The 21,588-nt window shown below is 59.1% G+C and carries 29 protein-coding genes; 21 read left to right on the top strand and 8 right to left on the bottom strand.

The genetic code is table 11. From position 1 onward, the window contains the following. The first annotated feature begins 4 nt into the window (after nt 1-4). The 16 genes from D8U60_RS27300 to recX all read left to right on the top strand — a co-directional run bounded on the left by D8U60_RS27300 (nt 5) and on the right by recX (nt 11,339). The gene (locus tag D8U60_RS27300; protein ID WP_130901386.1) at nt 5-1,051 is read left to right on the top strand and encodes a phage baseplate assembly protein; all 1,047 of its coding nucleotides are present in this window, start codon (nt 5-7) and stop codon (nt 1,049-1,051) included. 114 nt (nt 1,052-1,165) lie between these two features. Further along, nucleotides 1,166-1,675 carry a phage baseplate assembly protein gene (locus D8U60_RS27295; protein WP_110645920.1) on the top strand — a complete coding sequence of 170 codons (510 nt, stop codon included), beginning with the start codon at nt 1,166-1,168 and terminating at the stop codon, nt 1,673-1,675. After that, the gene (locus D8U60_RS27290; protein ID WP_071174563.1) at nt 1,675-2,073 is read left to right on the top strand and encodes a phage GP46 family protein; all 399 of its coding nucleotides are present in this window, start codon (nt 1,675-1,677) and stop codon (nt 2,071-2,073) included. The genes D8U60_RS27295 and D8U60_RS27290 overlap by 1 nt, the downstream gene beginning before the upstream one ends. Then, nucleotides 2,063-3,109 (top strand): baseplate J/gp47 family protein, encoded by a 1,047-nt coding sequence (locus D8U60_RS27285; RefSeq protein WP_130901385.1) that lies wholly within the window; start codon nt 2,063-2,065, stop codon nt 3,107-3,109. The genes D8U60_RS27290 and D8U60_RS27285 overlap by 11 nt, the downstream gene beginning before the upstream one ends. Beyond that, nucleotides 3,097-3,696: a putative phage tail protein gene (locus tag D8U60_RS27280; RefSeq protein WP_042607028.1), complete on the top strand. Its 600-nt coding sequence runs from the start codon at nt 3,097-3,099 to the stop codon at nt 3,694-3,696. The genes D8U60_RS27285 and D8U60_RS27280 overlap by 13 nt, the downstream gene beginning before the upstream one ends. Nucleotides 3,697-3,709: 13 nt before the next feature. Next, nucleotides 3,710-4,807, top strand: coding sequence for a phage tail protein (locus tag D8U60_RS27275; RefSeq protein ID WP_130901384.1), 1,098 nt, complete (start codon nt 3,710-3,712; stop codon nt 4,805-4,807). A gap of 7 nt (nt 4,808-4,814) precedes the next feature. Continuing rightward, the gene (locus D8U60_RS27270) at nt 4,815-5,366 is read left to right on the top strand and encodes a tail fiber assembly protein (RefSeq protein ID WP_076566168.1); all 552 of its coding nucleotides are present in this window, start codon (nt 4,815-4,817) and stop codon (nt 5,364-5,366) included. Nucleotides 5,367-5,395: 29 nt separating this feature from the next. Then, entirely contained in the window at nt 5,396-6,136 is a 741-nt protein-coding gene (locus D8U60_RS27265) for a hypothetical protein (protein WP_130901383.1), read from the top strand. A gap of 2 nt (nt 6,137-6,138) precedes the next feature. Beyond that, the gene (locus D8U60_RS27260; RefSeq protein WP_130901382.1) at nt 6,139-6,570 is read left to right on the top strand and encodes a phage tail assembly chaperone; all 432 of its coding nucleotides are present in this window, start codon (nt 6,139-6,141) and stop codon (nt 6,568-6,570) included. 52 nt (nt 6,571-6,622) lie between these two features. Beyond that, a complete protein-coding gene (locus D8U60_RS27255) occupies nt 6,623-7,825 on the top strand; it encodes a carbohydrate-binding protein CenC (protein WP_130901381.1) in 1,203 nt (400 codons plus the stop codon). Nucleotides 7,826-7,834: 9 nt separating this feature from the next. Beyond that, on the top strand, nt 7,835-8,050 hold the full coding sequence (locus tag D8U60_RS27250) for a hypothetical protein (protein ID WP_122505730.1): 216 nt from the start codon (nt 7,835-7,837) through the stop codon (nt 8,048-8,050). A gap of 36 nt (nt 8,051-8,086) precedes the next feature. Continuing rightward, entirely contained in the window at nt 8,087-8,653 is a 567-nt protein-coding gene (locus D8U60_RS27245) for a glycoside hydrolase family 19 protein (protein ID WP_130901380.1), read from the top strand. After that, nucleotides 8,632-9,150 carry a lysis system i-spanin subunit Rz gene (locus D8U60_RS27240; RefSeq protein WP_130901379.1) on the top strand — a complete coding sequence of 173 codons (519 nt, stop codon included), beginning with the start codon at nt 8,632-8,634 and terminating at the stop codon, nt 9,148-9,150. The genes D8U60_RS27245 and D8U60_RS27240 overlap by 22 nt, the downstream gene beginning before the upstream one ends. Nucleotides 9,151-9,217: 67 nt before the next feature. Beyond that, nucleotides 9,218-9,718, top strand: a complete 501-nt coding sequence (locus D8U60_RS27235; RefSeq protein WP_038861108.1) for a CinA family protein — start codon at nt 9,218-9,220, stop codon at nt 9,716-9,718. An 83-nt stretch (nt 9,719-9,801) separates the two neighbouring features. Continuing rightward, complete coding sequence (gene recA / locus D8U60_RS27230; RefSeq protein ID WP_024011876.1) at nt 9,802-10,860, top strand: recombinase RecA; 1,059 nt, start codon at nt 9,802-9,804, stop codon at nt 10,858-10,860. Nucleotides 10,861-10,868: 8 nt separating this feature from the next. Beyond that, nucleotides 10,869-11,339 (top strand): recombination regulator RecX, encoded by a 471-nt coding sequence (recX, locus tag D8U60_RS27225; protein ID WP_016770567.1) that lies wholly within the window; start codon nt 10,869-10,871, stop codon nt 11,337-11,339. A 58-nt stretch (nt 11,340-11,397) separates the two neighbouring features. On the opposite strand, the gene D8U60_RS27220 is transcribed toward recX, so the two are convergent. Then, nucleotides 11,398-12,513, bottom strand: a complete 1,116-nt coding sequence (locus D8U60_RS27220) for a TIGR00730 family Rossman fold protein (RefSeq protein ID WP_130901378.1) — start codon at nt 12,511-12,513, stop codon at nt 11,398-11,400. A gap of 341 nt (nt 12,514-12,854) precedes the next feature. On the opposite strand from D8U60_RS27220, the gene D8U60_RS27215 reads away from it, so the two are divergent. Then, nucleotides 12,855-13,052 carry a hypothetical protein gene (locus D8U60_RS27215; protein ID WP_016770569.1) on the top strand — a complete coding sequence of 66 codons (198 nt, stop codon included), beginning with the start codon at nt 12,855-12,857 and terminating at the stop codon, nt 13,050-13,052. Here D8U60_RS27215 and D8U60_RS27210 read toward each other — a convergent pair whose 3' ends face one another. Continuing rightward, nucleotides 13,053-13,478, bottom strand: coding sequence for a PA3611 family quorum-sensing-regulated virulence factor (locus D8U60_RS27210; RefSeq protein WP_007908738.1), 426 nt, complete (start codon nt 13,476-13,478; stop codon nt 13,053-13,055). Between the two features lie 189 nt (nt 13,479-13,667). Here D8U60_RS27210 and D8U60_RS27205 point away from each other — a divergent pair, with 189 nt between their 5' ends. The 3 genes from D8U60_RS27205 (at nt 13,668) to D8U60_RS27195 (ending at nt 15,725) form a co-directional block, all read left to right on the top strand. Beyond that, nucleotides 13,668-14,414, top strand: coding sequence for a tRNA-uridine aminocarboxypropyltransferase (locus tag D8U60_RS27205; RefSeq protein ID WP_071174575.1), 747 nt, complete (start codon nt 13,668-13,670; stop codon nt 14,412-14,414). A 223-nt stretch (nt 14,415-14,637) separates the two neighbouring features. Further along, the gene (gene erdR / locus D8U60_RS27200) at nt 14,638-15,288 is read left to right on the top strand and encodes a response regulator transcription factor ErdR (protein WP_016771412.1); all 651 of its coding nucleotides are present in this window, start codon (nt 14,638-14,640) and stop codon (nt 15,286-15,288) included. A gap of 74 nt (nt 15,289-15,362) precedes the next feature. Continuing rightward, nucleotides 15,363-15,725: a diacylglycerol kinase gene (locus tag D8U60_RS27195; RefSeq protein ID WP_016771411.1), complete on the top strand. Its 363-nt coding sequence runs from the start codon at nt 15,363-15,365 to the stop codon at nt 15,723-15,725. On the opposite strand, the gene D8U60_RS27190 is transcribed toward D8U60_RS27195, so the two are convergent. Continuing rightward, nucleotides 15,722-16,648, bottom strand: coding sequence for a LysR family transcriptional regulator (locus D8U60_RS27190; RefSeq protein WP_024011881.1), 927 nt, complete (start codon nt 16,646-16,648; stop codon nt 15,722-15,724). The genes D8U60_RS27195 and D8U60_RS27190 overlap by 4 nt on opposite strands. Before the next feature lie 132 nt (nt 16,649-16,780). Between D8U60_RS27190 and fpr the strand changes: the two genes are divergently transcribed. Then, the gene (gene fpr / locus D8U60_RS27185; RefSeq protein ID WP_007908723.1) at nt 16,781-17,560 is read left to right on the top strand and encodes a ferredoxin-NADP reductase; all 780 of its coding nucleotides are present in this window, start codon (nt 16,781-16,783) and stop codon (nt 17,558-17,560) included. Between the two features lie 178 nt (nt 17,561-17,738). Here fpr and tsaA read toward each other — a convergent pair whose 3' ends face one another. From tsaA to D8U60_RS27150, 5 genes are all read right to left on the bottom strand, one after another. Next, entirely contained in the window at nt 17,739-18,437 is a 699-nt protein-coding gene (tsaA, locus tag D8U60_RS27175) for a tRNA (N6-threonylcarbamoyladenosine(37)-N6)-methyltransferase TrmO (protein ID WP_130901377.1), read from the bottom strand. Nucleotides 18,438-18,619: 182 nt separating this feature from the next. Next, nucleotides 18,620-19,390, bottom strand: a complete 771-nt coding sequence (locus D8U60_RS27170) for an SDR family oxidoreductase (RefSeq protein WP_130901376.1) — start codon at nt 19,388-19,390, stop codon at nt 18,620-18,622. A gap of 136 nt (nt 19,391-19,526) precedes the next feature. After that, nucleotides 19,527-19,994 carry a DUF1456 family protein gene (locus D8U60_RS27165; RefSeq protein ID WP_016771408.1) on the bottom strand — a complete coding sequence of 156 codons (468 nt, stop codon included), beginning with the start codon at nt 19,992-19,994 and terminating at the stop codon, nt 19,527-19,529. A 70-nt stretch (nt 19,995-20,064) separates the two neighbouring features. Further along, nucleotides 20,065-20,775, bottom strand: coding sequence for an rRNA pseudouridine synthase (locus D8U60_RS27160; protein WP_130901375.1), 711 nt, complete (start codon nt 20,773-20,775; stop codon nt 20,065-20,067). Nucleotides 20,776-20,965: 190 nt separating this feature from the next. Then, nucleotides 20,966-21,439, bottom strand: a complete 474-nt coding sequence (locus D8U60_RS27150; protein WP_073475936.1) for a GNAT family N-acetyltransferase — start codon at nt 21,437-21,439, stop codon at nt 20,966-20,968. Nucleotides 21,440-21,588 lie beyond the last annotated feature (149 nt).

Genomic DNA, 21,588 nt, shown 5'->3' with positions numbered 1-21,588 from the left:
CGCCATGAACGAGATGGACAATCACGTCACGCTGACGGTCAACAATATGGAATACGGCGGCTGGAAAAGCGTCGAAATCACCGCCGATCTCGAGCGTCAGTTCCGCACCTTCAAGCTCGACATTACCTGGCAATGGCCGGGGCAGGCGGTGAGCAAACCGATTAAACCCGGCGACCCCTGCGAGGTAAAAATCGGCAAGGACCTGGTGCTCACCGGTTACGTGTTCAAAGCACCGATCCGCTATGACGGGCGGCAGATCAGCCTGACCATCGAAGGCAGTTCCAAGACTCAGGATCTGGTCGATTGCGCCGCTCGCAACCTGCCCAGCCAATGGCAGCAACAACCCTTGCTGACTATCGTCCGCGATCTGGCGAGCGAATATGGGCTGTCAGTGGTCAACGAGATCAGCGAAACCACACGCCTGACCAAACACACCATCGTGCCGGGTGAAACGGCATTCCAGTCGATCGACCGATTGCTCTCGCTGCTGCGGGTGTTTTCCACCGACAACGAGCTGGGCCAGTTGGTGTTGGCCAAACCCGGCAGCGGCGGCCGCGCCAGCGATGCGCTGGAGCTGGGCAAGAACATCCTGTCGGCCAGTGCGCCAATGGATTTCAGCCAGGTCTTTTCCGAGTACCGGGTGATCGGCCAGCAAAAAGGCTCGGACGCAAAAAGCGGCGCGGCGGTCAGCGAAGTCGAGTCGACCGCGGCCGATCTGAGTTTCAAGCGGCGGCGCACCACGGTGATCAATGAAGGCACGCAACTGACCTTTGAGTTGGCGCAGCAGCGTGCCCAATGGGAAAGCGCGACCCGCATGGGCCGCGCACAGACCACCACCTATCAGGTGCAGGGCTGGCGGCAGAGCAATGGCGATTTGTGGCGCCATAACACGCTGGTCAAGGTCAAGGATCCGGTGCTCGATTTCGATGGCGACATGCTGATCTCCAAGGTCACTTATTCGCTGTCGGCGCAGGGTTCGGTGACCACGCTGCAAGTGGCGCCGCCGCATACTTTTGATGCCAATCCCACACCTCCAAAAACAACCTCATAGGCCCGGAAAAGATCGCAGCCTTCGGCAGCTCCTACAGGCGTACGCCGATCTTGTGTAGGAGCTGCCGAAGGCTGCGATCTTTTGACCTCGGCCCGTTTCTTACGAGAACCAAGAATGAGCCTACTGACACGCCTGCTGGCGCGCGGCACTGTCGTGCTCGCCAATTCGGCTTCGAAACTGCAATCGCTGCAAATGCGCCTCACCGCCGGTGAAATCAACGACGACCTCGAACACTTCGAACCCTATGGTTTCACCAGCCATCCGCTGGCTGGCGCCGAAGGGGTCGTCACTTTCATCGGCGGCGACCGGTCCCACGCCATCGCCCTGGTCATCGCCGACCGACGCTATCGCCTGCAAGCACTCGCTGCCGGTGAAGTGGCGATCTACACCGACGAGGGCGACAAAATTCATTTCAAGCGCGGGCGGATCATCGACATCGAAACCGCCACGCTGAACATCCGCGCCAGCAGCGCGGTGAACTTCGACACGCCGGTGATCAACCAGACCGGCAAGATCGTTTCCACTGGCGATCAACTGGCCGGCGGCATCAGCCAGATCAAACACGTGCATGTTGGCGTGCAGGCCGGTAACGGTCAGACCGGCGCGCCGGCAGGAGGCCAATGATGTTCATCAGCCAGAACCTCCACGCCGCACTGACCCGTGCCGTCCTGATCAGCCTGTTCACCTGGCGTCGCGCCGCCGATGACGACGCCCTCGATGACGAAGAACGCTTCGGCTGGTGGGGCGACAGTTTTCCCACGGTTGCCGACGATCGCATCGGCTCGCGGCTGTGGCTGCTGCGCCGGGTCAAGCTGACCCGGCAAACGCAGATGGACGCCGAGTTCTATGCCCGCGAAGCCCTGCAATGGCTGCTCGACGACGGCCACTGCAGCGCCATCGACATCCTCAGCGAACGCCTCGACGCCCAGCGCCTGAACCTGCGCACGGTCCTGACCCTGGCCGACGGTGAACGTCTGGACATCAACCCCGATAACAGTTGGCAGGTGATCTATGCCGTTTGAAACCCCTTCGCTGCCGGTGCTGATCAAGCGCACCCAAAGCGACCTGGCCGGCGATTCGCTGCGCCAGTCCGATGCGCAAGTGCTCGCCCGCACCCTCGGCGGCGCCGCTTATGGTCTGTACGGTTATCTCGACTGGATTGCCGAGCAGATCCTGCCGGACAAGGCTGACGAGTCAACCCTGGAACGCATCGCCGCGTTGCGCCTGAATCAGCCGCGCAAAGCTGCGCAAGTGGCTACCGGCAGCGTCAGTTTTACCGCCACTCCCGGCGCCGTGCTTGACGTCGACACTCTGCTGCAAGCGAACGATGGCCGCACCTACAAAGTCACCGCCGCGCGCACCACGGTCAATGGCAGCAACAGCACCACAATTGCCGCGTTGGAGGCCGGCAGCCTCGGCAACGCTGACGCCGGTCTGACGCTGACCCCGGTGCAGCCGATTGCCGGGATTGTCGGCAACAGCTTCGTGGTGCTGGCGCCGGGCCTCAGCGGCGGTGTGGCGCGGGAAAGCCTCGAATCGCTGCGCTCGCGGGTCATCCGTTCCTACCGCGTGATTCCCCACGGTGGCGCGGCCAGCGACTACGAAACCTGGGCGCTGGAAGTGCCGGGTGTGACGCGGGCGTGGTGCCGGGGCGGCCTGCTCGGGCCGGGCACGGTGACGGTGTTCATCATGCGTGATGAAGACCCGCAACCGGTGCCGAACGATGAACAGTTGGCGGAGGTTCAGGAGTACATCGAACCGCTGCGTCCGGTGACCGCGGAAGTGCACGTGCAGCGACCGGTGCAAGTGCCGGTGGTGTATCGCTTCAAGAGCGTCAATCCGGACACCACCGCCGTGCGCGCCGCCGTTGAAGCGCAGTTGCGCGATCTGCACAACCGCGAGGCCGATCTCGGTGTGCCGCTGCTGATCAGCCATATCCGCGAAGCGATCAGCAGCGCCGGCGGCGAATACGATCACACGCTCACTGCTCCGGCCGCTGACGTGCCGGCCGGGCAAAGTGAACTGCTGACCTTCGGAGGCTGCGTATGGGGGGCATAAGAACCGCCGCGCAATACCAGGCGCAGTTGCGCGCCTTGCTGCCCAGTGGCCCGGCATGGGATCCGGAACGCGTGCCGGAACTCGAAGAAGTGTTGCAAGGCGTCGCCGTCGAACTGGCTCGTCTGGATGCGCGCGCCGCCGACCTGCTCAACGAAATGGACCCGGCCGGCGTCAGCGAACTGGTGCCCGACTGGGAACGCGTCATGCAATTGCCCGACCCGTGCCTGGGCACCACGCCACTGTTCGACGACCGCCGCCTCGCCGTACGCCGCCGCCTGCTCGCGGTCGGCAGCCAGGCTGTCGGCTATTACCTCGACATCGCCAAAAGCCAGGGTTACCCCAACGCCAGCATCACCGAACACGAAGCCCCACGCATGGGCCGTGCCCGGTTTGGTTCGGCGCACTGGGGCACCTGGGAAGCGCAATTCATGTGGACGCTCAACACCGGCGGCCGATTGCTGCTTGGCCGGCGTTATGGCGCTAGCTATTGGGGGGAGCGCTTCGGCGTAAACCCGGGCTCGGCGCTGGAATGCCTGATCCACCGCAGCGCGCCGGCGCATACCAAGGTGCATATCAATTATGACTAGGGAGGGATGAGGGATGGATTATCCGAAGAGTGTGCCGAGCGTCGGCCTGGTCGATGGGCGGTTTGTTGATGAAAACCCGGTTGCGGGGACGCCGGGCTCGTTGATTCCGGCCGTGTGGGGTAACAGCGTGACTCAGGAAATCCTGAGTGTGATTACCGGCGGGGGGCTGGAGGCTTCCGAAGCGGACAACGGTCAGTTGTTCAAGGCGATTCAGGCGATTGTCGGCGGCGCCAGTCCGATGCGTTCGGTGATTACCCGGCTGGCGGCCACGAAAACGCTCAGCGAACAAGAACTCGGGCTCGTGCTGATCGACGGCAGTCCCGGTGCCGTCACGTTGACGCTGCCGCCCGCCAATGCCGCGCTAGGTGTGCGCGATGTGATCGTTCGTCGGGTGGACAACAGTGGCAGTCGCATGGTGATCCAGGCGGCCGGTACTGACCGGATCCGTTTTCATACCCACCTCTCGCCGAATGGTTATGCGTTTTTCGTATTGATGGGGAGTGGCGATTGGTGGCATTTGCGCAGTGATGGGGCAGGGAATTGGTGGCCGCTGGGGCGACTTGATACCAGTGCCTTGGGTCGGCCGTTTTTCGAAACGACCATGCTGCTCAACCCGGGTGGCTACGGTATTCCCAACGGGGAACTGTTCAAGCGTACCGAGTGGCCATGGCTGTGGGATTTCGCCCAAGCGTCCGGCGCGTTAACAACCGAGGCTTCACGCGCTGGCAGAGAGGGAGGCTGGACCACTGGCGATGGCGCTTCGAACTTTCGTATTCCAGAAATTCGCGGTGAGTTTTTGCGAGTGCTGAGTGAAAGCAGGAACGTGGACAGCGGGCGGGCAATCGGCAGCCTCCAGGGTCATGCCTTGCAAACCCATAACCATTTTCTTCCTACCGGAACCGGTTCTTCTTTCCGCCCTGCACCTGCAATTCCCGATCCGGTATGGAATGTAGCCACTGATGTAAATTTTTCTCCGACGACCTCAACCGTGGCAACGACCTATCCCAATCCTGCGTTCGATTCCGATACCTACATCGGCAATATCGGCAATTTTGCCGGCGAAACCCGTCCTCGAAATATTGCCTTTCCCGCGCGTATCAAGCTCATCTGAGGTGCACATGTTCAATTATCTGATCGACGACAGCGGCGCGTTGTCTGGACCTGTCGAGTTTCCGTTGGTGCCGGGTATCGGTGTCCAATTACCGAGTAATGCTGTGACGCTGAGCGTTGAACTGGCACCCGCTTCACAGGGATATGCCTGGGCTTATGACAATGGTTCGTTGCAACAGCAAGTTGATTGTCGCGGCGATGTTTATCACACCGATACTGGTTTAAGGGAAAGTTGGACTGCGCTGGGCGAACTGCCTGTAGGCCTCACTCAATCGCCTTGGCCAGGTGGTTTTCACGCCTGGACCGATAGTGCCTGGCGGCTCGACGAAGTCGCGCGACTTGCGGATTTGAAGCGTGTTGTTTTTGCGCAACGCGATGCCCTGCTTGGCGAAGCCGTACTGCGCATAGCCCCCTTGCAATACGCCGAAGACATTGGAGATGCGAGTCATGAAGAACAGTTGCAACTGCTCGAATGGAAACTTTACAGCGTGGAGCTGAACCGCATCGACAGACAGCCCAGTTTTCCTGACGCGATCAATTGGCCGGTTTCGCCCGCCTGACCGTATGATTTTTCACAAAGAGATGTGCAATGGATTATCCAAAAAGTGTGCCCGGTGCGGGCTTGGTAAATGGAAAGTTTGCGGATGAAAACCCACTCACCGGAGTTCCGGGTTCATTAATCCCGGCTAGTTGGGGCAATGGCGTTACGCAAGAAATCCTGGAAGTCATAACAAGCACCGGGGCGACCGCCGACGAAAGTGATAACACTCAGCTCAAGACTGCTGTAAATACCCTGATTTCTAGGAAACAAAGCGAAAGCCTGGCGACTCAGGAAGACGCGGAAACGGGTACAAATTCGACCAAAGTGATGACTCCATTGCGAGTCTTTCAGGCCATTGGCAAGAAAGTCCTGCAAGCAACCGAGACGATAACCGGTACAGCAAAAGTCGCTTCTCAAGCAGAGGTCAATTCTGGCGTCAGTGATTCGGTCATGGTCACTCCCAAGAAACTCCGACTCGGGTTCATGGTGAGACTCGGCCCTTCTGGGTACTTAGTGTTTCCGTCCTGGATGGGCGGTCTGATCATCCAATGGATCAACGGTAGTGCCAGTCAGGCCGCTAACAATAACAACGGTGAGCTGAACTTGTGGCCGTTAGCATTTCCCAATGCATTATTTCTCGCAGTTGCCACCCATGAGGGAACTTCGACGGCAACATTTCTGACTTGGAATTCGGTGTCCTCGGTAAGTCGACAAGTAGGCATCAATGTGCGATGCCCTGATTACCCTAATGTTTCGATTTCCGCGCGTATCATCGGCGTGGGGTATTAAATATGTATTATTTTTCTCCGCAAACCAGCGGCTTTTATCATTCGCAACTGCATGGCCTGAATATACCGGCGGACGCGTATGAATTAAGCGAAGGCGAGTATTGCGCGTTGGTATCAAACGCCCCCAAAGGAACAGTTCTTTCTCTTGATAAAGATGGACTCCCGGAAAGAGTCCTGATGGCCGAACAGACTGCTGCCTCTCTTGAGCGTGTGTGGCGGGATAACCAGTTGCAGCTGACTCAATGGTTGGTGATTCGCGATATTGAAGAATTGGAAACGGGCGGGGGCACGACACTGCGTACCGAGGAATACAGACAACTTTTGGTTTATCGACAGGCGCTGCGCGACTGGCCTGATGATCCGGATTTTCCACAGAGTCGCTCGCGTCCGCTGGAACCCGATTGGCTTGAAAAAGCTATGCGAGCTCATAGCTAAGTTGTCTGGCTCAGTAAGCGCAGCGCATAAAGAACCTTAAAGGAATACTCACGTGGATTACCCGAAAAGCATTCCCGGCGCTGGCCTGGTCAACGGCAAGTTCGTTGACGAGGACGCGATCGCCGGTACACCCGGCTCGCTGATTCCAGCGAGTTGGGGCAACAGTGTCACGCAGGAAATACTCAGCGCGATTACCGCAGCGGGGCTGAGCCCGGACGAACAGCAAACTGATCAGTTAGCTCAAGCGATCCGGCAATTGTCCAAACCAGATCCAATGCAACAGTTTCCGGTGCAGGTTTACCGCAGGAATCTGCTGATCAACGGCGGATTCGATATCTGGCAACGCGGTACGACCAATCAGGCACCGAATGTCGGCGGCTACGTCGCTGATCGTTTCCGTTGCGACTGGAACGGCAATGCTGCGGTGAATATCTCTCGCCAGGATTTCGCGCCAGGCCAATCCGAAGTGTCGGGCGAGCCCGCTTGTTTTTTGCGTTGGCAGCAGACAACAGCCGGTGTCGGTTCCACTGAGCACAAAATTTCCCAATATATCGAGTCGGTCAGAACCCTGGCCGGTAAAACCGCCACCGTGACCTTTTGGGCGCGCTCCGATGCTGCGCGGCCGCTGAAGGTATTCATCACCCAGTACTTCGGAACGGGTGGCTCGGAGCCAGTGATGAAAGCGGTCGAGGTCTTTCAATTGACCACGGCTTGGGCCAGGTACACGGCCACCTTTCAGGTACCAGTGATTGCCGGGAAAATGCTCGGTGCCAATGATTGTCTGAGGCTGGCTTTTGATCTTCCGCTGAACTTAGTGCAAACGGTTGACCTGGCGAGAATTCAATTGGAAGAAGGGCCAGTTTCCACCCCGTTCGAAAATCGACCAGCTGCGGAAGAACTGATGCTGTGTCAGCGCTATTTTGAAAAGTCTTTCGCAAACCGCTTGCCTATCCGGGCAAACAACGGCCCAAGTACCTGTATCGCCACGTTCACCCAAGCCGCCGCGTCGAAGTCACCTCAATCCGGGATGGCGGTAACCATGCTGGTTCAGAAGCGCGTTCAGCCTACGATCAAGATGTATTGTCCTGGCGAGGCCAGCGGTGAAATCTGGAATTTTTCACTTGTGAAGGCATGTAACGGATCATTCGTGCAAAGTGTGACCGAGCGAAGTTTTGCGTTTGGCACAATGACACCGGTCGACAGTATTCCGGGACAGATACTGCAGATTGAATGGACAGCGGATGCCGAGCTCTAGGAGTAAACAATGAGTTATCAATTGACTACATGCGGCGTACTAAGGCTGAGCGATGCAGCTTATATCCCGCAAGATCCAACCAATCGCGACTGGCTTGATTATCAAGACTGGCTTTTATCTGGCGGCGAGGTAATGCCGGCAAACGATTCATTTGAAACTGCTCTGAACAGTCCCCTGAAAACTCTGGCAAATAAATGGCTGGCAACCATCAGCCGCCAGCCGTGATTCAATCGGGACAACATCCAGGGAGGATCAAGCATCATGCAGTTAACTGAAAAACACCTTACTGACATCATGCCCAACGCCCGCTCCCAAGCGGGCGTTTTTGTTTCGCCGCTCAACACCGCGATGGCCAAACAGCGCATCGATACGCCCAAGCGCATCGCTGCGTTTCTGGCACAGGTCGGCCACGAATCGGGCCAATTGCGCTACGTGCGCGAACTGGGCAACAACCAGTACCTGAGCAAATACGACACCGGCACGCTGGCGCTGCGTCTGGGCAATACTCCGGAAGCCGACGGCGACGGGCAAAAGTATCGCGGGCGTGGACTGATTCAGATCACCGGCCGGGCAAATTATCGTCAGTGCAGTCTCGGCTTGTTTGGCGATGAGCGTCTGTTGGCATTGCCCGAATTGCTCGAGCAACCGCAATGGGCGGCAGAATCGGCGGCGTGGTTCTGGGCGCAGAAGGGCTTGAACGAACTGGCCGACGCGGACCAGTTCAACACCATCACCCGGCGGATCAACGGCGGGTTGAACGGCTTGCAGGATCGCCTGGAAATTTGGGCACGGGCGAGGGCGGTGCTATGTCCGGCTCCTGGCGGGTGATTGGCCTGTTGTTGCTGGTGGCGGGGGCTTTCGCCGCGGCGTGGCAGTTTCAGGGCTGGCGTTACGGGCGGCAATTGGCCGACCAAGCGCGGTTAAACGCCGAAACGCAAAATCAACTCACTCTGACCGCCGCCACCGCGCAACAGGCCGAGCAGGATAAACGCCTGGCGCTGGAGCAACGGCTCGCGGCCAGTGAACAAACCCATTACCGAGCGCTGAGCGATGCCCAACGAGATCAGGATCGCCTGCGCGATCGCCTTGCTACTGCCGATGTGCGGTTGTCGGTCCTTCTCGACGCCGGCGACGTTGCCCACGGCTGTGCGGTGCCAGCCACCGCCGGCACCAGCGGCGTGGATTCTGCAACCGTACGCGCCCGACTTGACCCGGCGCATGCTCAACGAATTATCGCCATCACCGACGCCGGCGACCGTGGATTGATTGCCTTGCAGGCCTGTCAGGCCTATGTCAGAGCACTGGCGCCCGAACATCTTGAATGATTCTGTGTATTGAAAGCGCGTCCGGCTCGTGTACGGTGAAGACATTCCACACGATCCGGAGCTCGCCGTGAAAGAGACCACCCAACTGGCCGCAGAACTGGGCCGACGTCTGCAAGTGCTCAATGCCCATGTCACCACCGCCGAGTCCTGTACCGGTGGCGGTATCGCCGAAGCGATTACGCGGATTCCGGGCAGTTCGGCCTGGTTTGAAGCGGGGTACGTGACGTATTCCAATCGGCAGAAGACCCGGCAGCTGGATGTGCCGGGCGATTTGTTCGAGACGGTAGGGGCGGTCAGTCGCGAAGTGGTCGAGGCCATGGTGCGCGGTGCGCAGCAGCACAGCCTGGCGCATTTTGCCGTGGCGGTCAGCGGTGTTGCCGGCCCCGACGGCGGCACGCCGAACAAGCCAGTCGGCACGGTATGGCTGGCCTGGGGTGTTGGCGATGAGGTTTACAGTGAGGTTCAGCACTTCCCCGGCAACCGTGATGAAGTCCGCCGACAAACGGTGAAGGCCGCGCTAGAGGGGCTTGTGCGACTAGCGGCACGAGAAATCGAAAATCAGGGGTAGGCGATCTTCGAACGCTGTGGAATAATACTGGCTACTTATACAGGTGTTGGCCGTCAGGCCTTATTGATTACGTGAGGACTTTAATGGACGACAACAAGAAGAAAGCCTTGGCTGCGGCCCTGGGTCAGATCGAACGTCAATTCGGCAAGGGTGCCGTAATGCGTATGGGCGATCAGGACCGTCAGGCGATCCCGGCCATCTCTACTGGCTCTCTGGGTCTGGATATCGCACTCGGCATCGGCGGTCTGCCAAAAGGCCGTATTGTTGAAATCTACGGTCCTGAATCCTCCGGTAAAACCACACTGACCTTGTCCGTGATCGCCCAGGCGCAGAAAGCCGGCGCGACCTGCGCATTCGTCGACGCCGAACACGCGCTCGATCCAGAGTACGCCGGCAAGCTGGGCGTCAACGTCGATGATCTGCTGGTTTCCCAGCCGGACACCGGCGAACAGGCCCTGGAAATCACCGACATGCTGGTGCGCTCCAACGCCGTTGACGTGATCATCGTCGACTCCGTGGCGGCACTGGTACCGAAGGCTGAAATCGAAGGTGAAATGGGCGACATGCACGTCGGCCTGCAAGCACGTCTGATGTCTCAGGCGCTGCGTAAAATCACCGGTAACATCAAGAACGCCAACTGCCTGGTCATCTTCATCAACCAGATCCGTATGAAGATCGGCGTGATGTTCGGCAGCCCGGAAACCACCACTGGTGGTAACGCGCTGAAGTTCTACGCCTCGGTTCGTCTCGACATCCGCCGTACCGGCGCGGTGAAGGAAGGCGACGAAGTGGTCGGCAGCGAAACCCGCGTCAAGGTTGTGAAGAACAAGGTGGCTTCGCCGTTCCGTCAGGCCGAGTTCCAGATTCTTTACGGCAAAGGCATCTACCTCAACGGCGAGATGATCGACCTGGGTGTGCTGCACGGTTTCGTCGAGAAGTCCGGCGCCTGGTACGCCTACGAAGGCACCAAGATCGGTCAGGGCAAGGCCAACTCGGCCAAGTTCCTGGCGGACAACCCGGAAATCGCCGCGAAGCTCGAGAAGCAGCTGCGTGACAAGCTGCTGTCGCCAGCGGTGATCGCGGACTCCAAGGCCTCGGCGGTCAAAGAGACCGAAGACGACCTGGCCGACGCTGACCTCTGATACCAGCGATGACCACCGCCGTACTGGATACCCTCGTCGCGGTGCGGCGAACCGCCCTGGACCTGCTCGCACGTCGCGAGCATGGTCGAGTCGAATTGACGCGTAAGCTGCGTCAGCGCGGCGCCGAGGCGGAGCTGATCGAAACAGCCCTCGACCGTTTGACGGAAGAGGGGCTGCTTTCCGAAGCCCGTTACCTTGAAAGTTTTGTTTCCTACCGTGCCCGTTCCGGCTATGGCCCCCTGCGAATTCGCGAGGAGCTCAGCCAGCGGGGTTTGCAACGTACCGATATCGAAATCGCCCTGCGCGAAAGCGGTATCAACTGGCAGGCGCAGCTTCAGGATACGTGGCAACGCAAGTTCTCCGGGCATTTACCGATTGATGCGAAAGAGCGGGCCAAGCAAGGCCGGTTTCTGGCGTATCGGGGGTTCTCGATGGAGATGATCAACCGCTTGTTCAGCGGTCGAGGGATGGACGATTAGACCGATTCAACAAAAAAGGCCCGCTATTTTTTAGAAAATAGCGGGCCTTTTTTTGCTTTCAAATCACGTTGAAAGGTTCGCGTGAGTGTTGTGCTGTGGGCGATTTTGAATCGGCCCGGTTTTCCGGCAGGTTGATAAAGTCCACCAACTCCCTCAAGCGACCATGGGTACGGCCATTGAAGGCAAACGCCAGCCGTGCCAGATGGCTGAACTGTGCATCGTCGTGTTCTTCACCGCTGTAGGCGTGTTGATGAAACTCGTCGCTCAGGCACAGGTCGGCGAACTCTTCCTGCATCTGCGTCAATGCCTGATCGCTGAGCTTGTGGTTCATGCGAATCACAAATTGCCGCTTGAGCCAGCGGCTGGAGTGGAAGTTGCTGTAGAACTGATTGATCTCGTCCACCGCTTCTTCAACGCTGTAAACCAGGCGCATCAACTTCATATCGGTCGGTAGGATATAGCGGTTTTCTTCAAGCTGATTGCGGATGAAGTCCAGCGCACCTTGCCAGAAGGTACCGCCCGGAACATCCAGCAACACCACCGGCACCAATGGGCTTTTGCCGGTCTGAATCAGTGTCAGCACTTCCAGCGCTTCATCAAGGGTGCCAAACCCGCCCGGGCACAGTACCAGCGCGTCTGCCTCTTTGACGAAGAACAGTTTGCGGGTGAAGAAAAAGTGGAATGGCAACAGATTGTCGGTGCCGTCGACGGTGGGGTTGGCATGTTGTTCGAAGGGCAGGGTGATGTTGAAACCCAAGCTGTGATCTCGACCGGCTCCTTCGTGGGCGGCGGCCATGATGCCGCCGCCGGCGCCGGTGATGACCATCATGTCCGCACGCGTCAGCGCTGCGCCGAGTTCGCGGGCCATCGCGTATAGCGGATGTTCCACCGGCGTGCGTGCCGAACCGAAAACGGTGACTTTGCGCCGGCCCTTGAATTGTTCGAGCACGCGGAACGCCTGCTCCAGTTCACGCAGGGCTTGCAGGGTGATCTTGGCGTTCCAGCGGTTGTGGTCTTCCTGAGCCATGCGCAGCACGGTCAGGATCATGTCGCGGTAGATGGGGATGTTCGGGCTGTCGGTGGAAACACGGTTGAGTTGCGCTTCGACCTGGCTGATGAGGTCGCCGCTTTCTTGAAAATGACGGCTCAAGAGGTCATTCGGTTGATAAGGCATTCAACGTCTCCTTCTGTACAGAGCGGTTAGCCCTGACAACCAGCGTCCGGGTCGCACTGCAAAAACACACAGGGCCGGCAGTTCCATTTCTGCCGTTAACGAATGATCGGGAATACTCTCAATCTAGACCCTCGCACGCATTCGCGCTGACTTGAACAGTGCGCTGTAACGTTTTGCCTGGCAACCGCTTACTGATTTGCGCCAAAGCCCCGCCGCTCGTCTGAACGTATCGCAAAGGGCCATCACTCTGATTTACTCAAATACAGACGTCGCAAGACAACCTTGCGTTTGCGCAAGGCAAAGCAATTCAAGGATTCGTGGGTGGCAAGGAGGCGGGATGCATGGTCAGAGTGGTTCTGGAGATCGATACGCAGCTGTATCGAATGTTGCAGGAGTCGGCCGAGACGCATCAATTGAGTCTCGAAGAAGAGTGCTGCCGACGATTGGCCGGCGGCGAGCGTCGCTCGCGCTATCTGCAGGCGCTGGTGGCGGAACTGCGCGCCGAGGATGAACAGCGGCGCGCCAAGGCTTCGCGCTGATTACTTCTTTTTCGCTGGCGCGGCTTTCGGGCAATCGGATTCTTGGTAGCTGGCCGAGCCGATCGCTTTGTTGGTTTTCACTTCGGTGAAGTCGTAACGCATGATCGCGCCCTTGGCCATCAGCTTGCGGTACGACGGGTTGTTGCACACCGACGCGCCCAACTGGAAATACACAGCCTTGGGATCGGCGCGCATCTTGTCGGCGTGGCTCTTCTGCACGCTCAGATGGTTGATCAGCTGTGTGCCTTCGACGGTGTAGCCTTGATCAAGAATGTCTTCATTGATCGCCCGTGGCGTGCCGACGCTGCTTTGGGCGGCGACGTTGCGCAGCTCTCGGTTCAGATTCTGCTCACTCAGGGACGCAGCCTGAGCGGTAAAGGACGACGCCAGCAGAATGGCAGCGGTGGGAACGATAAGGCGCAGCATGAAACTCTCCTGATTCGGTGACTGGTGGTTCGACCCGTCACGGGGCGGTGCGTTCAGTGGCGGCGAATTATAGGTGAGCCGGTCTGGACGGTACAGGCTTGTGGCCGTCGCTCTGGTAAACTGCCGGCCTTTATTGCCCTGCCGAGTGTCGTTCGTGTCGAGTTTTCCTGTCTGCCGGTGTTGCCTGCGATGATCCATGCCCCCAACGCCGTGGCCCGCCTGCGCGATCAGCGTGAGGACGAAGGCATCAAGCCGATTCAGGCGCGCGGCTTTCGCTCCGAGCGTTGCCGCGATTGCCGGGTCATCATCAGTCATTGCCTGTGCGCGTGGCGGCCAAGCGTCGACACCCGTTCCGGCGTGTGCCTGATCATGACCGGCAAGGAAGTGTTCAAGCCAAGCAACACCGGTTGGCTGATTGCCGATGTGGTGCGCGACAACCATGCGTTCATCTGGTCACGCACCGAGCCCGACCCGCAGATGCTTGAACTGCTCAACGATCCGCAGTGGCAGCCGTATCTGGTGTTTCCGGGTGAGTATGTCGAACCGTCGCGGGTGACCAACACGGTGACAGTCGATAGCAGCAAGCGCCCGCTGTTCATACTGCTGGATGCGACCTGGACCGAGGCGCGCAAGATCTTTCGCAAGAGTCCATATTTCGACCGCTTGCCGATCCTCAGCCTGCTGCCCGACAAGCTCTCGCGCTATCGCCTGCGCCGTTCGACCCGCAGCGAGCACCTGTGCACCGCCGAAGTCGCGGCGTTGTGCCTGGAATTGGCCGGTGACAGCGATGCCGCCTCGGCGCTGGACGCCTATTTCGATGTGTTCAGCCAGCATTACCTCGGTGCCAAGCAGCAACTGGACATGAATGAATCAACGCCCGCTCACGCCGAGCTGCTGCCCTATATACGAAAGCCGCAGCCGGAGTTGGCCCGATAGTGGCCCATACTGTCGACAGCGCTGGCCATCTTGCTTGACCACCCCGGCTGCGCTGGGCATGCTTGGCGCCGATTAGGGTGCGGCCAAGGTTTGAGACGCCGTGTTTGCTGTTGATTGGCGTTGAACGTGCCCCTGCGGATATCGCTTGAAAGCGCTGTCTCGAGTTGCTTTGGCCAGACCGGAATCTACCGCGTCTGCCATCAAAAACAGGATCATTTGAAAAATGGCCACATACGACATCCTGATTGCCGATGATCACCCCCTGTTTCGCAGCGCCCTGCACCAAGCGGTGACGCTGGGCCTTGGCCCGGACGTGCGGCTGGTGGAAGTAGCGAGCATCGCCGAACTGGAAGCCCGCCTGACCGAGAAGGCTGACTGGGATCTGGTCCTGCTGGATCTGAACATGCCCGGCGCCTATGGTTTTTCCGGGCTGGTGCTGCTGCGCGGGCAGTATCCGCAGATTCCGGTGGTGATGGTCTCGGCTCAGGAAGAAGCTTCGGTGATGGTCAAGTCCCGCGAGTTCGGCGCCAGTGGCTTCATTCCCAAGTCCAGTGATCTGAGCGTAATTCAGGAAGCGGTGCGCAAGGTGCTCGATGGCGACGTGTTCTGGCCGCCGCAAGCGTTCGAAGCAGTGAGCGTGTCGGATGAAGCGAAAGCTGCCAGCGATGGCCTTGCCAGCCTGACGCCGCAACAGTTCCGCGTGCTGACCATGGTCTGCGAAGGTCTGCTGAACAAGCAGATCGCTTATGAGCTGAGCGTGTCGGAAGCGACCATCAAGGCCCACGTCACGGCGATCTTTCGCAAATTGAACGTGCGCACTCGCACGCAAGCGGCTTTACTGCTGCAACAACTTGAGTCAATTCCCAGCCAGTGATGGCTGGCGGTTTCACGCTTTTTTGACTTTCGTTGATCTAGCTTCCCCACACCTCTTTGGCTGGTTTCTTTCTTATGTCACCTTTCAAGGGCCAGACCGGCCTGAAACGCATCCTCAACGCGTCCGGCTATTCGCTCGATGGCCTGCGCGCCGCCTTCACTGGCGAAGCGGCATTCCGCCAACTGGTGCTGCTCAACGTGGTGCTGATTCCGCTGACATTCTTCCTCAATGTCAGCCGGGTCGAGCAGGCGGTGTTGATCGCGGTTTGCTTGCTGGCGCTGATTGTCGAGCTGCTCAATTCGGCGGTGGAAGCGGCCATTGACCGCATCTCGCTGGAATTGCATCCGCTGTCGAAGAACGCCAAGGACATGGGCAGCGCCGCGCAGTTCGTGGCGCTGAGCATGATCGGACTGGTGTGGGCGGTGATTCTGCTTTAAGCGATGGTCGGCAAGACGATCTCGTCGCTGCGCTGCACCCCGGCGGTAAAAGCGCGGCACAGCTCGAGAAACTCGCGCATTGCCGAGGTCTGGTACTTCTGTTTGTGCCAGATGAAATAGAACTGCCGGGCCAGGTCCAGATCCGGCGTCTCCACCGGCACCAGACTGCCGCGCCGGAAGGCATCGCGCAGCGCCAGCCGCGAAATGCAGCCAATCCCCAGCCCTGATTCCACTGCGCGCTTGATCGCTTCGGTGTGTTCCAGCTCGAGACGAATGTTCAGCGCGCTGCGATGGTGACGCATAGCTTGGTCGAAGGTCAGCCGCGTGCCGGAACCCTGCTCGCGCAGAATCCATGCCTCATGGGTCAGCTCTTCCATTGTCGCACTGCCGCGTTTGGCCAACGGATGCTGCGGCGCGCAGAACACCACCAGCTCATCCTCGACCCAACTCTGCACTTCGATGTCAGGGTGGCTGCAATCGCCTTCAATCAGACCCAGATCAATTTCGTAGTGGGCAACTTGTTGCACGATATTGGCAGTGTTCTGCACGTGCAGCTTGACCTGACTTTCGGGGTGGCGCTGCATGAAGCTGCCGATCAGCAGGGTGGCCAGATAGTTGCCAATGGTCAGCGTCGCCCCCACTGATAAAGAGCCGAAACCGGATTTGCCATTGAGCAGGTCTTCGATTTCCTTGGCCTGGTCGAGCAGGGCGACCGCTTGCGGCAACAGTTGTTTGCCGAGGGCGTTGAGGCTCAGACGTTTGCCGGCGCGGTCGAACAGTTGGCAGCTGGACTGGCGCTCCAGTTCGGTGATCGAAGTGCTGGCCGCCGATTGCGAGAGGTTGAGCAGACCCGCAGCACGGGATACGCTTTCCTGCTGGGCGACGGCGACGAAGACTTGCAGTTGACGGAGAGTAAATCGCATATCGATATAACCGATAACCCTTATCTTAATAATCCAGTTAACAGATATTGTCGTCGCTATTAGAATGCGATGCAATTGCGCACGTTGAGCCTTATTGAGCTGCGCAGACCAATCTCCAGGAGTCAAACGTACATGAGCAACATGAACCACGAGCGTGTCCTCAGTGTTCATCACTGGAACGACACTCTGTTCAGCTTCAAGTGCACCCGCGATCCGGGCCTGCGCTTCGAGAACGGTCAGTTCGTGATGATCGGCCTGCAACAGCCCAACGGCCGCCCGCTTATGCGCGCTTACTCGATCGCCAGCCCGAACTGGGAAGAGCATCTCGAGTTCTTCAGCATCAAAGTGCAGGACGGTCCGCTGACCTCCCAGCTGCAGCACTTGAAGGAAGGCGATGAGATCATCATCTCGAAGAAGCCTACCGGCACGCTGGTTCTTGATGACCTGAACCCGGGCAAGCACCTGTACCTGCTGAGCACCGGCACCGGTCTGGCGCCGTTCATGAGCGTCATTCAGGACCCGGAAACCTACGAGCGCTTTGAGAAAGTGATCCTGGTTCACGGCGTACGTTACGTTAACGAAGTCGCCTACCGCGAGTTCATCACCGAGCACCTGCCGCAGAACGAGTTCTTTGGCGAGGCGCTGCGTGACAAGCTGATCTACTACCCGACCGTGACCCGCGAGCCGTTCGAGAATCAGGGCCGCCTGACTGACCTGATGCGCAGCGGCAAGCTGTTCAGCGACATCGGCCTGCCACCGATCAACCCGCAGGACGACCGCGCGATGATCTGCGGCAGCCCGAGCATGCTCGACGAGACCAGCGAAGTGCTCGACAGCTTCGGCCTGAAGATCTCGGCGCGGATGCGCGAGCCGGGTGATTACCTGATCGAGCGTGCGTTCGTCGAGAAGTAAGCGCCACAGAGAGCCCCCATTGCCTTGCAGGCAATGGGGGCTTTTTTATGCCTGAAGCATTTCCTTCATGCCTGCCACGATCCAAGGAGCTGCCGAAGGCTGCGATCTTTTGATCTTGCTTTTTAAAATCAAGATCAAAAGATCGCAGCCTTCGGCAGCTCCTACACTGGGCGCGGTTTCAGGCTGTGGCCGGGATGACTTCCAGCACGCGGATCTGTTCGGGCGTCGGGTAATGCCAGCGCACGTCCAGGTCCCAGAACTGCGCACCATATTCACGTTCCGGCGCCGGCGTCTGATACGCCGGGCGCGGATCCTGCGCCAGGCACTGCTCGATCAGCTCAACCAACGGCTCATCGAGGCGCTGAGCGTGGGCGTGCGCCTGTTTCAAAGCCGAATCCGTCCACTGCACGTCGATCAACTGCGGCGCGGCGCTGGCGATGTCATTGGTTGCCCCGGGAATGATGTCGGCGTACGGCACGTACGGTTTGATATCCAGCACCGGTGTGCCGTCGAGCAGATCGATCCCGGAGATAAACAGCCGATTGCCTTCGACCCTGTCGAGCTTCACCACCGACTGCCCGATGCCATTGGGGCGGTGCGTGGCGCGGGTGGCGAATACGCCCATCGACTTGTTGCCACCCAAGCGCGGCGGACGGACTTTCAGGCGTGGCTTTTCCTCCAGTGCCTGATGGAACAGAAACAGTAGCCAGACATGACTGACCTGTTCCAGGCCCTGCACGGCGTCACCCTGATCGAACGGCGCGACCAGTTCCAGCACGCCACGGGCGGCCGGTGCCAGTTGCGGCTGGCGGGGGATGGCGAACTTCTCCTTGAAGCAGGAGCGCACGAAGCCGATGGGGGAGACGCTGTAAGTCATGGTCTGGGATCGAAGCGGGTAGGGCGGGCATGATAACCCGGCTCGCTTCAAGTCTGGTGGTGACAGGGCGGACGCCATCGCTGGCAAGCCAGCTCCCACAGGTTTTTGAGTGAACCTGGATTGTTCAAACACCAAAGAACCCTGTGGGAGCTGGCTTGCCAGCGATAGTCACACCGCCGATGTCAGAGGCTGAAGCCACCATCCAGCGGAATGATATTCCCGGTCATATAAGCCCCCGCCGTACTCGCCAGGCTGATCGCCAGCGCCGCCATCTCTTCCTCACGCCCCCAGCGCTTCATCGGAATCAGCGCCGTATCCTCAGCCAACGCCTGTTCATCATTACCAATATGCTGGGTCATCTTGCTCGGAAAGCGACCCGGCGCAATCACGTTGACGTTGATGTGCTGGCTCACCAGTTCTCGCGCCAGAATGCGCGACAACTGATGCAGGGCGGCCTTGCTCGGCCCATAGGCGTAAGCCTGCTCGCCAAACGAAGAAATTCCCGCCACCGAACCGATATTGATGATCCGCGCCGGATTTGCCGCCGAACCAGCCTTGCGCAGCAACGGCAGGAACTGCTGAATGCAACTGAACACCGAGGTCACGTTGAGCTGCATGACTTTCTCCCAGCCCTTGACCGGATAACTCTCCAGCGGCGCGCCCCACGTGGTGCCGGCGTTGTTCACCAGAATGTCCAGATGAGTGATCTGCTCACCCAGACGCGCGGCCAGTTCCCGCACGCCTTCTTCAGTGGCCAGATTCGCCGCCACGCCGTGGCAGATGCCCATGGCGCCAAGTTCTTCAGCGGTTTGCTGGCAGGCTTCGACGTCGCGCGAGCACACGTAGACATGGGCGCCGGCCTCGACGAATGCCTTGGCGATCATTTTGCCGATACCACGAGTACCGCCAGTCACCAGAGCGGTGCGGCCTTGCAGGGAGAAGTAGGGATGCATGGCGAGTCCTGAAGATTAGGGATCAGTACACTCTAGGCCATGCGGCCAGCTGCAAGCTGCAAGCTACAAGCGGCAAGTCAAACACCGTGCCCCGCCTTGCCGCTTGTAGCTTGCAGCTTGCAGCTTGCAGCTGTTTTCAGGCTCTCACGCGCAGCGTGAGCCCTTTGAGGAAATTACGCAGCAACTGGTCGCCACAAGGACGGTAGTTGGTGTGGCCGACCTTGCGGAACAGCGCGCTCAGTTCAGGCTTGGATACCGGAAACTCGGCGGCTTTGAGGATCGCGTGCATGTCGTCTTCTTTCAGTTCGAAGGCCACGCGCAGTTTTTTCAGGATGATGTTGTTGGTCACCGGCACTTCGATCGGCTGCGGCGGACGGCTTTCGTCCTTGCCGCGCTTGAAGATCACCAGGCCGTCGAGGAAGTGCGCGATGACTTCGTCCGGGCAGCGCACGAAGCCTTCTTCATCTTCTTCTTTCTTGTCGAGCCAGGTGATGACATCGGCGAGCGTGACGTCCATGCCGCCCAGTTTGATGATCTCGACAACTTTCTTGTCGCTGATGTCGAGCATGTAGCGCACGCTGCGCAGTACGTCGTTATGAACCATGTCGGTATTCCTGATGCGTTGTGGGCAGCGCTCGCGGGCGCTGCCGGAATGTGGGGCGGCAGAGGAAGTCTTAAAACTTCTCTTTGCCGGACAGGTAGCGCCATTGGCCGAGCGGGACCTTGCCGATCGACACGCCGCCGATGCGGATGCGGCGGATGCCGATGACCTTCAGGCCGACCGCTTCGCAGAACTGCGCGATGATTCCCGGCTGCGGGTTTTTCATGGCGAAGCGCAGACGGTTTTCGTTCTGCCAGCTGGCCTTGACTGGCGGCAGCTCCTTGCCCTTGTGGGTCAGGCCATGCTGTAAACGGTTGAGGCCGTGGGCAGCCATCTCACCTTCGACTTCGACGATGTATTCCTGCTCGATCTTCGCCGCGTCAGCGGTGAGCTTGCGCAGGATTTTCCAGTCCTGGGTGAACACCAGCAGGCCGCTGGCCTTGGGCTGCAGGTCGGCGCTGGCGGTCAGGCGCAGGAAATGCCCGCGCAACGGACGCTTGCCGTAGCGATGCTCTTCGCTGAGGGTTTCGGCGCTGAGCGTTTGCATGGCGCTGTCGACATCCATGCCGGCGGGCGCGTTAAGCAGGATGGTCACCGGCTCCGGCGCGGTGGCCCTGGCGTCCTTGTCGAGCTCGACCTTTTGCTCGCCGACCTTGAATTGCGGCTCATCGATGACTTCGCCGTCCACGGTGACCCAGCCGCCCTCGATGAACAGCTCGGCCTCCCGGCGTGAGCAACCGACCAGTTCGATGAGGCGTTTGGAGAGGCGAATCGGGTCAGTCATGACGGGGCCGTAACAAAAAAGGGGTGGGCATTGTACCTGTGTGGAAGCGGTTAAGCCCGGTTCCATTTGCAGGCGCTATATTCAATGTGGAAGCGAGCCTGCTCGCGAAGGCGTCCTGCCAGTCTATGTGTGCAGTGACTGATACACCGCATTCGCGAGCAGGCTCGCTCCCACAGGGTTCCATGGTGTGTCAGCCGTTACTTGAGCGCTGTTGGGACTGCCGCAAGCGCATATGCAGCAGCGGATACGGCTGGCCCATGCCATCGACCTCGGAGCGGCCGATCACTTCAAATCCCTGCTTTTCATAAAAGCCCAAGGCTTGCGGGTTCTGCTCATTGACGTCGAGTTCATCGGCGTTGAGCCGTTCGATCGCATATCGGAGCAACTGCTTGCCCAAGCCTTGACCACGATGATCAGGATCGATGAACAACATTTCAATCTTGCCCGCCGCCACACCGGCAAAACCGGTGATGCGCTGCTGGCGATCCTTGGTGCAGATCAGCATGACCGCATCAAGATAGCGGGTGAGCACCAGATTGCGCAGCAGCTCGATGTAGCTGTCCGGCAGGAACTGGTGAGTCGCACGGACCGAGGCCTCCCAGACCCGGGTCAGTTCTTCGTAATCGCTGATTTTCGGTGTGTGAATGACCGAATGCTGACGCATGTGCGTGTGCCTCTTGTGCGGTTCAAGGGAGTCCGTCCCCCGCTAAACGATAGCCGCAAAAAAGCCCCGCATCTCGTAAAAGAGCGGGGCTTCTGGATACAGCGCTATTCACTTGTGGGAGCGAGCCTGCTCGCGAAAGCATTGTGTCA

It is taken from the genome of Pseudomonas sp. Sample_11 (genome assembly GCF_004307505.1).
Classification (GTDB): domain Bacteria; phylum Pseudomonadota; class Gammaproteobacteria; order Pseudomonadales; family Pseudomonadaceae; genus Aquipseudomonas; species Aquipseudomonas atacamensis.
Note: the sequence above shows the minus strand (reverse complement) of the source record. Positions and strands in the feature narration are given on the sequence as shown.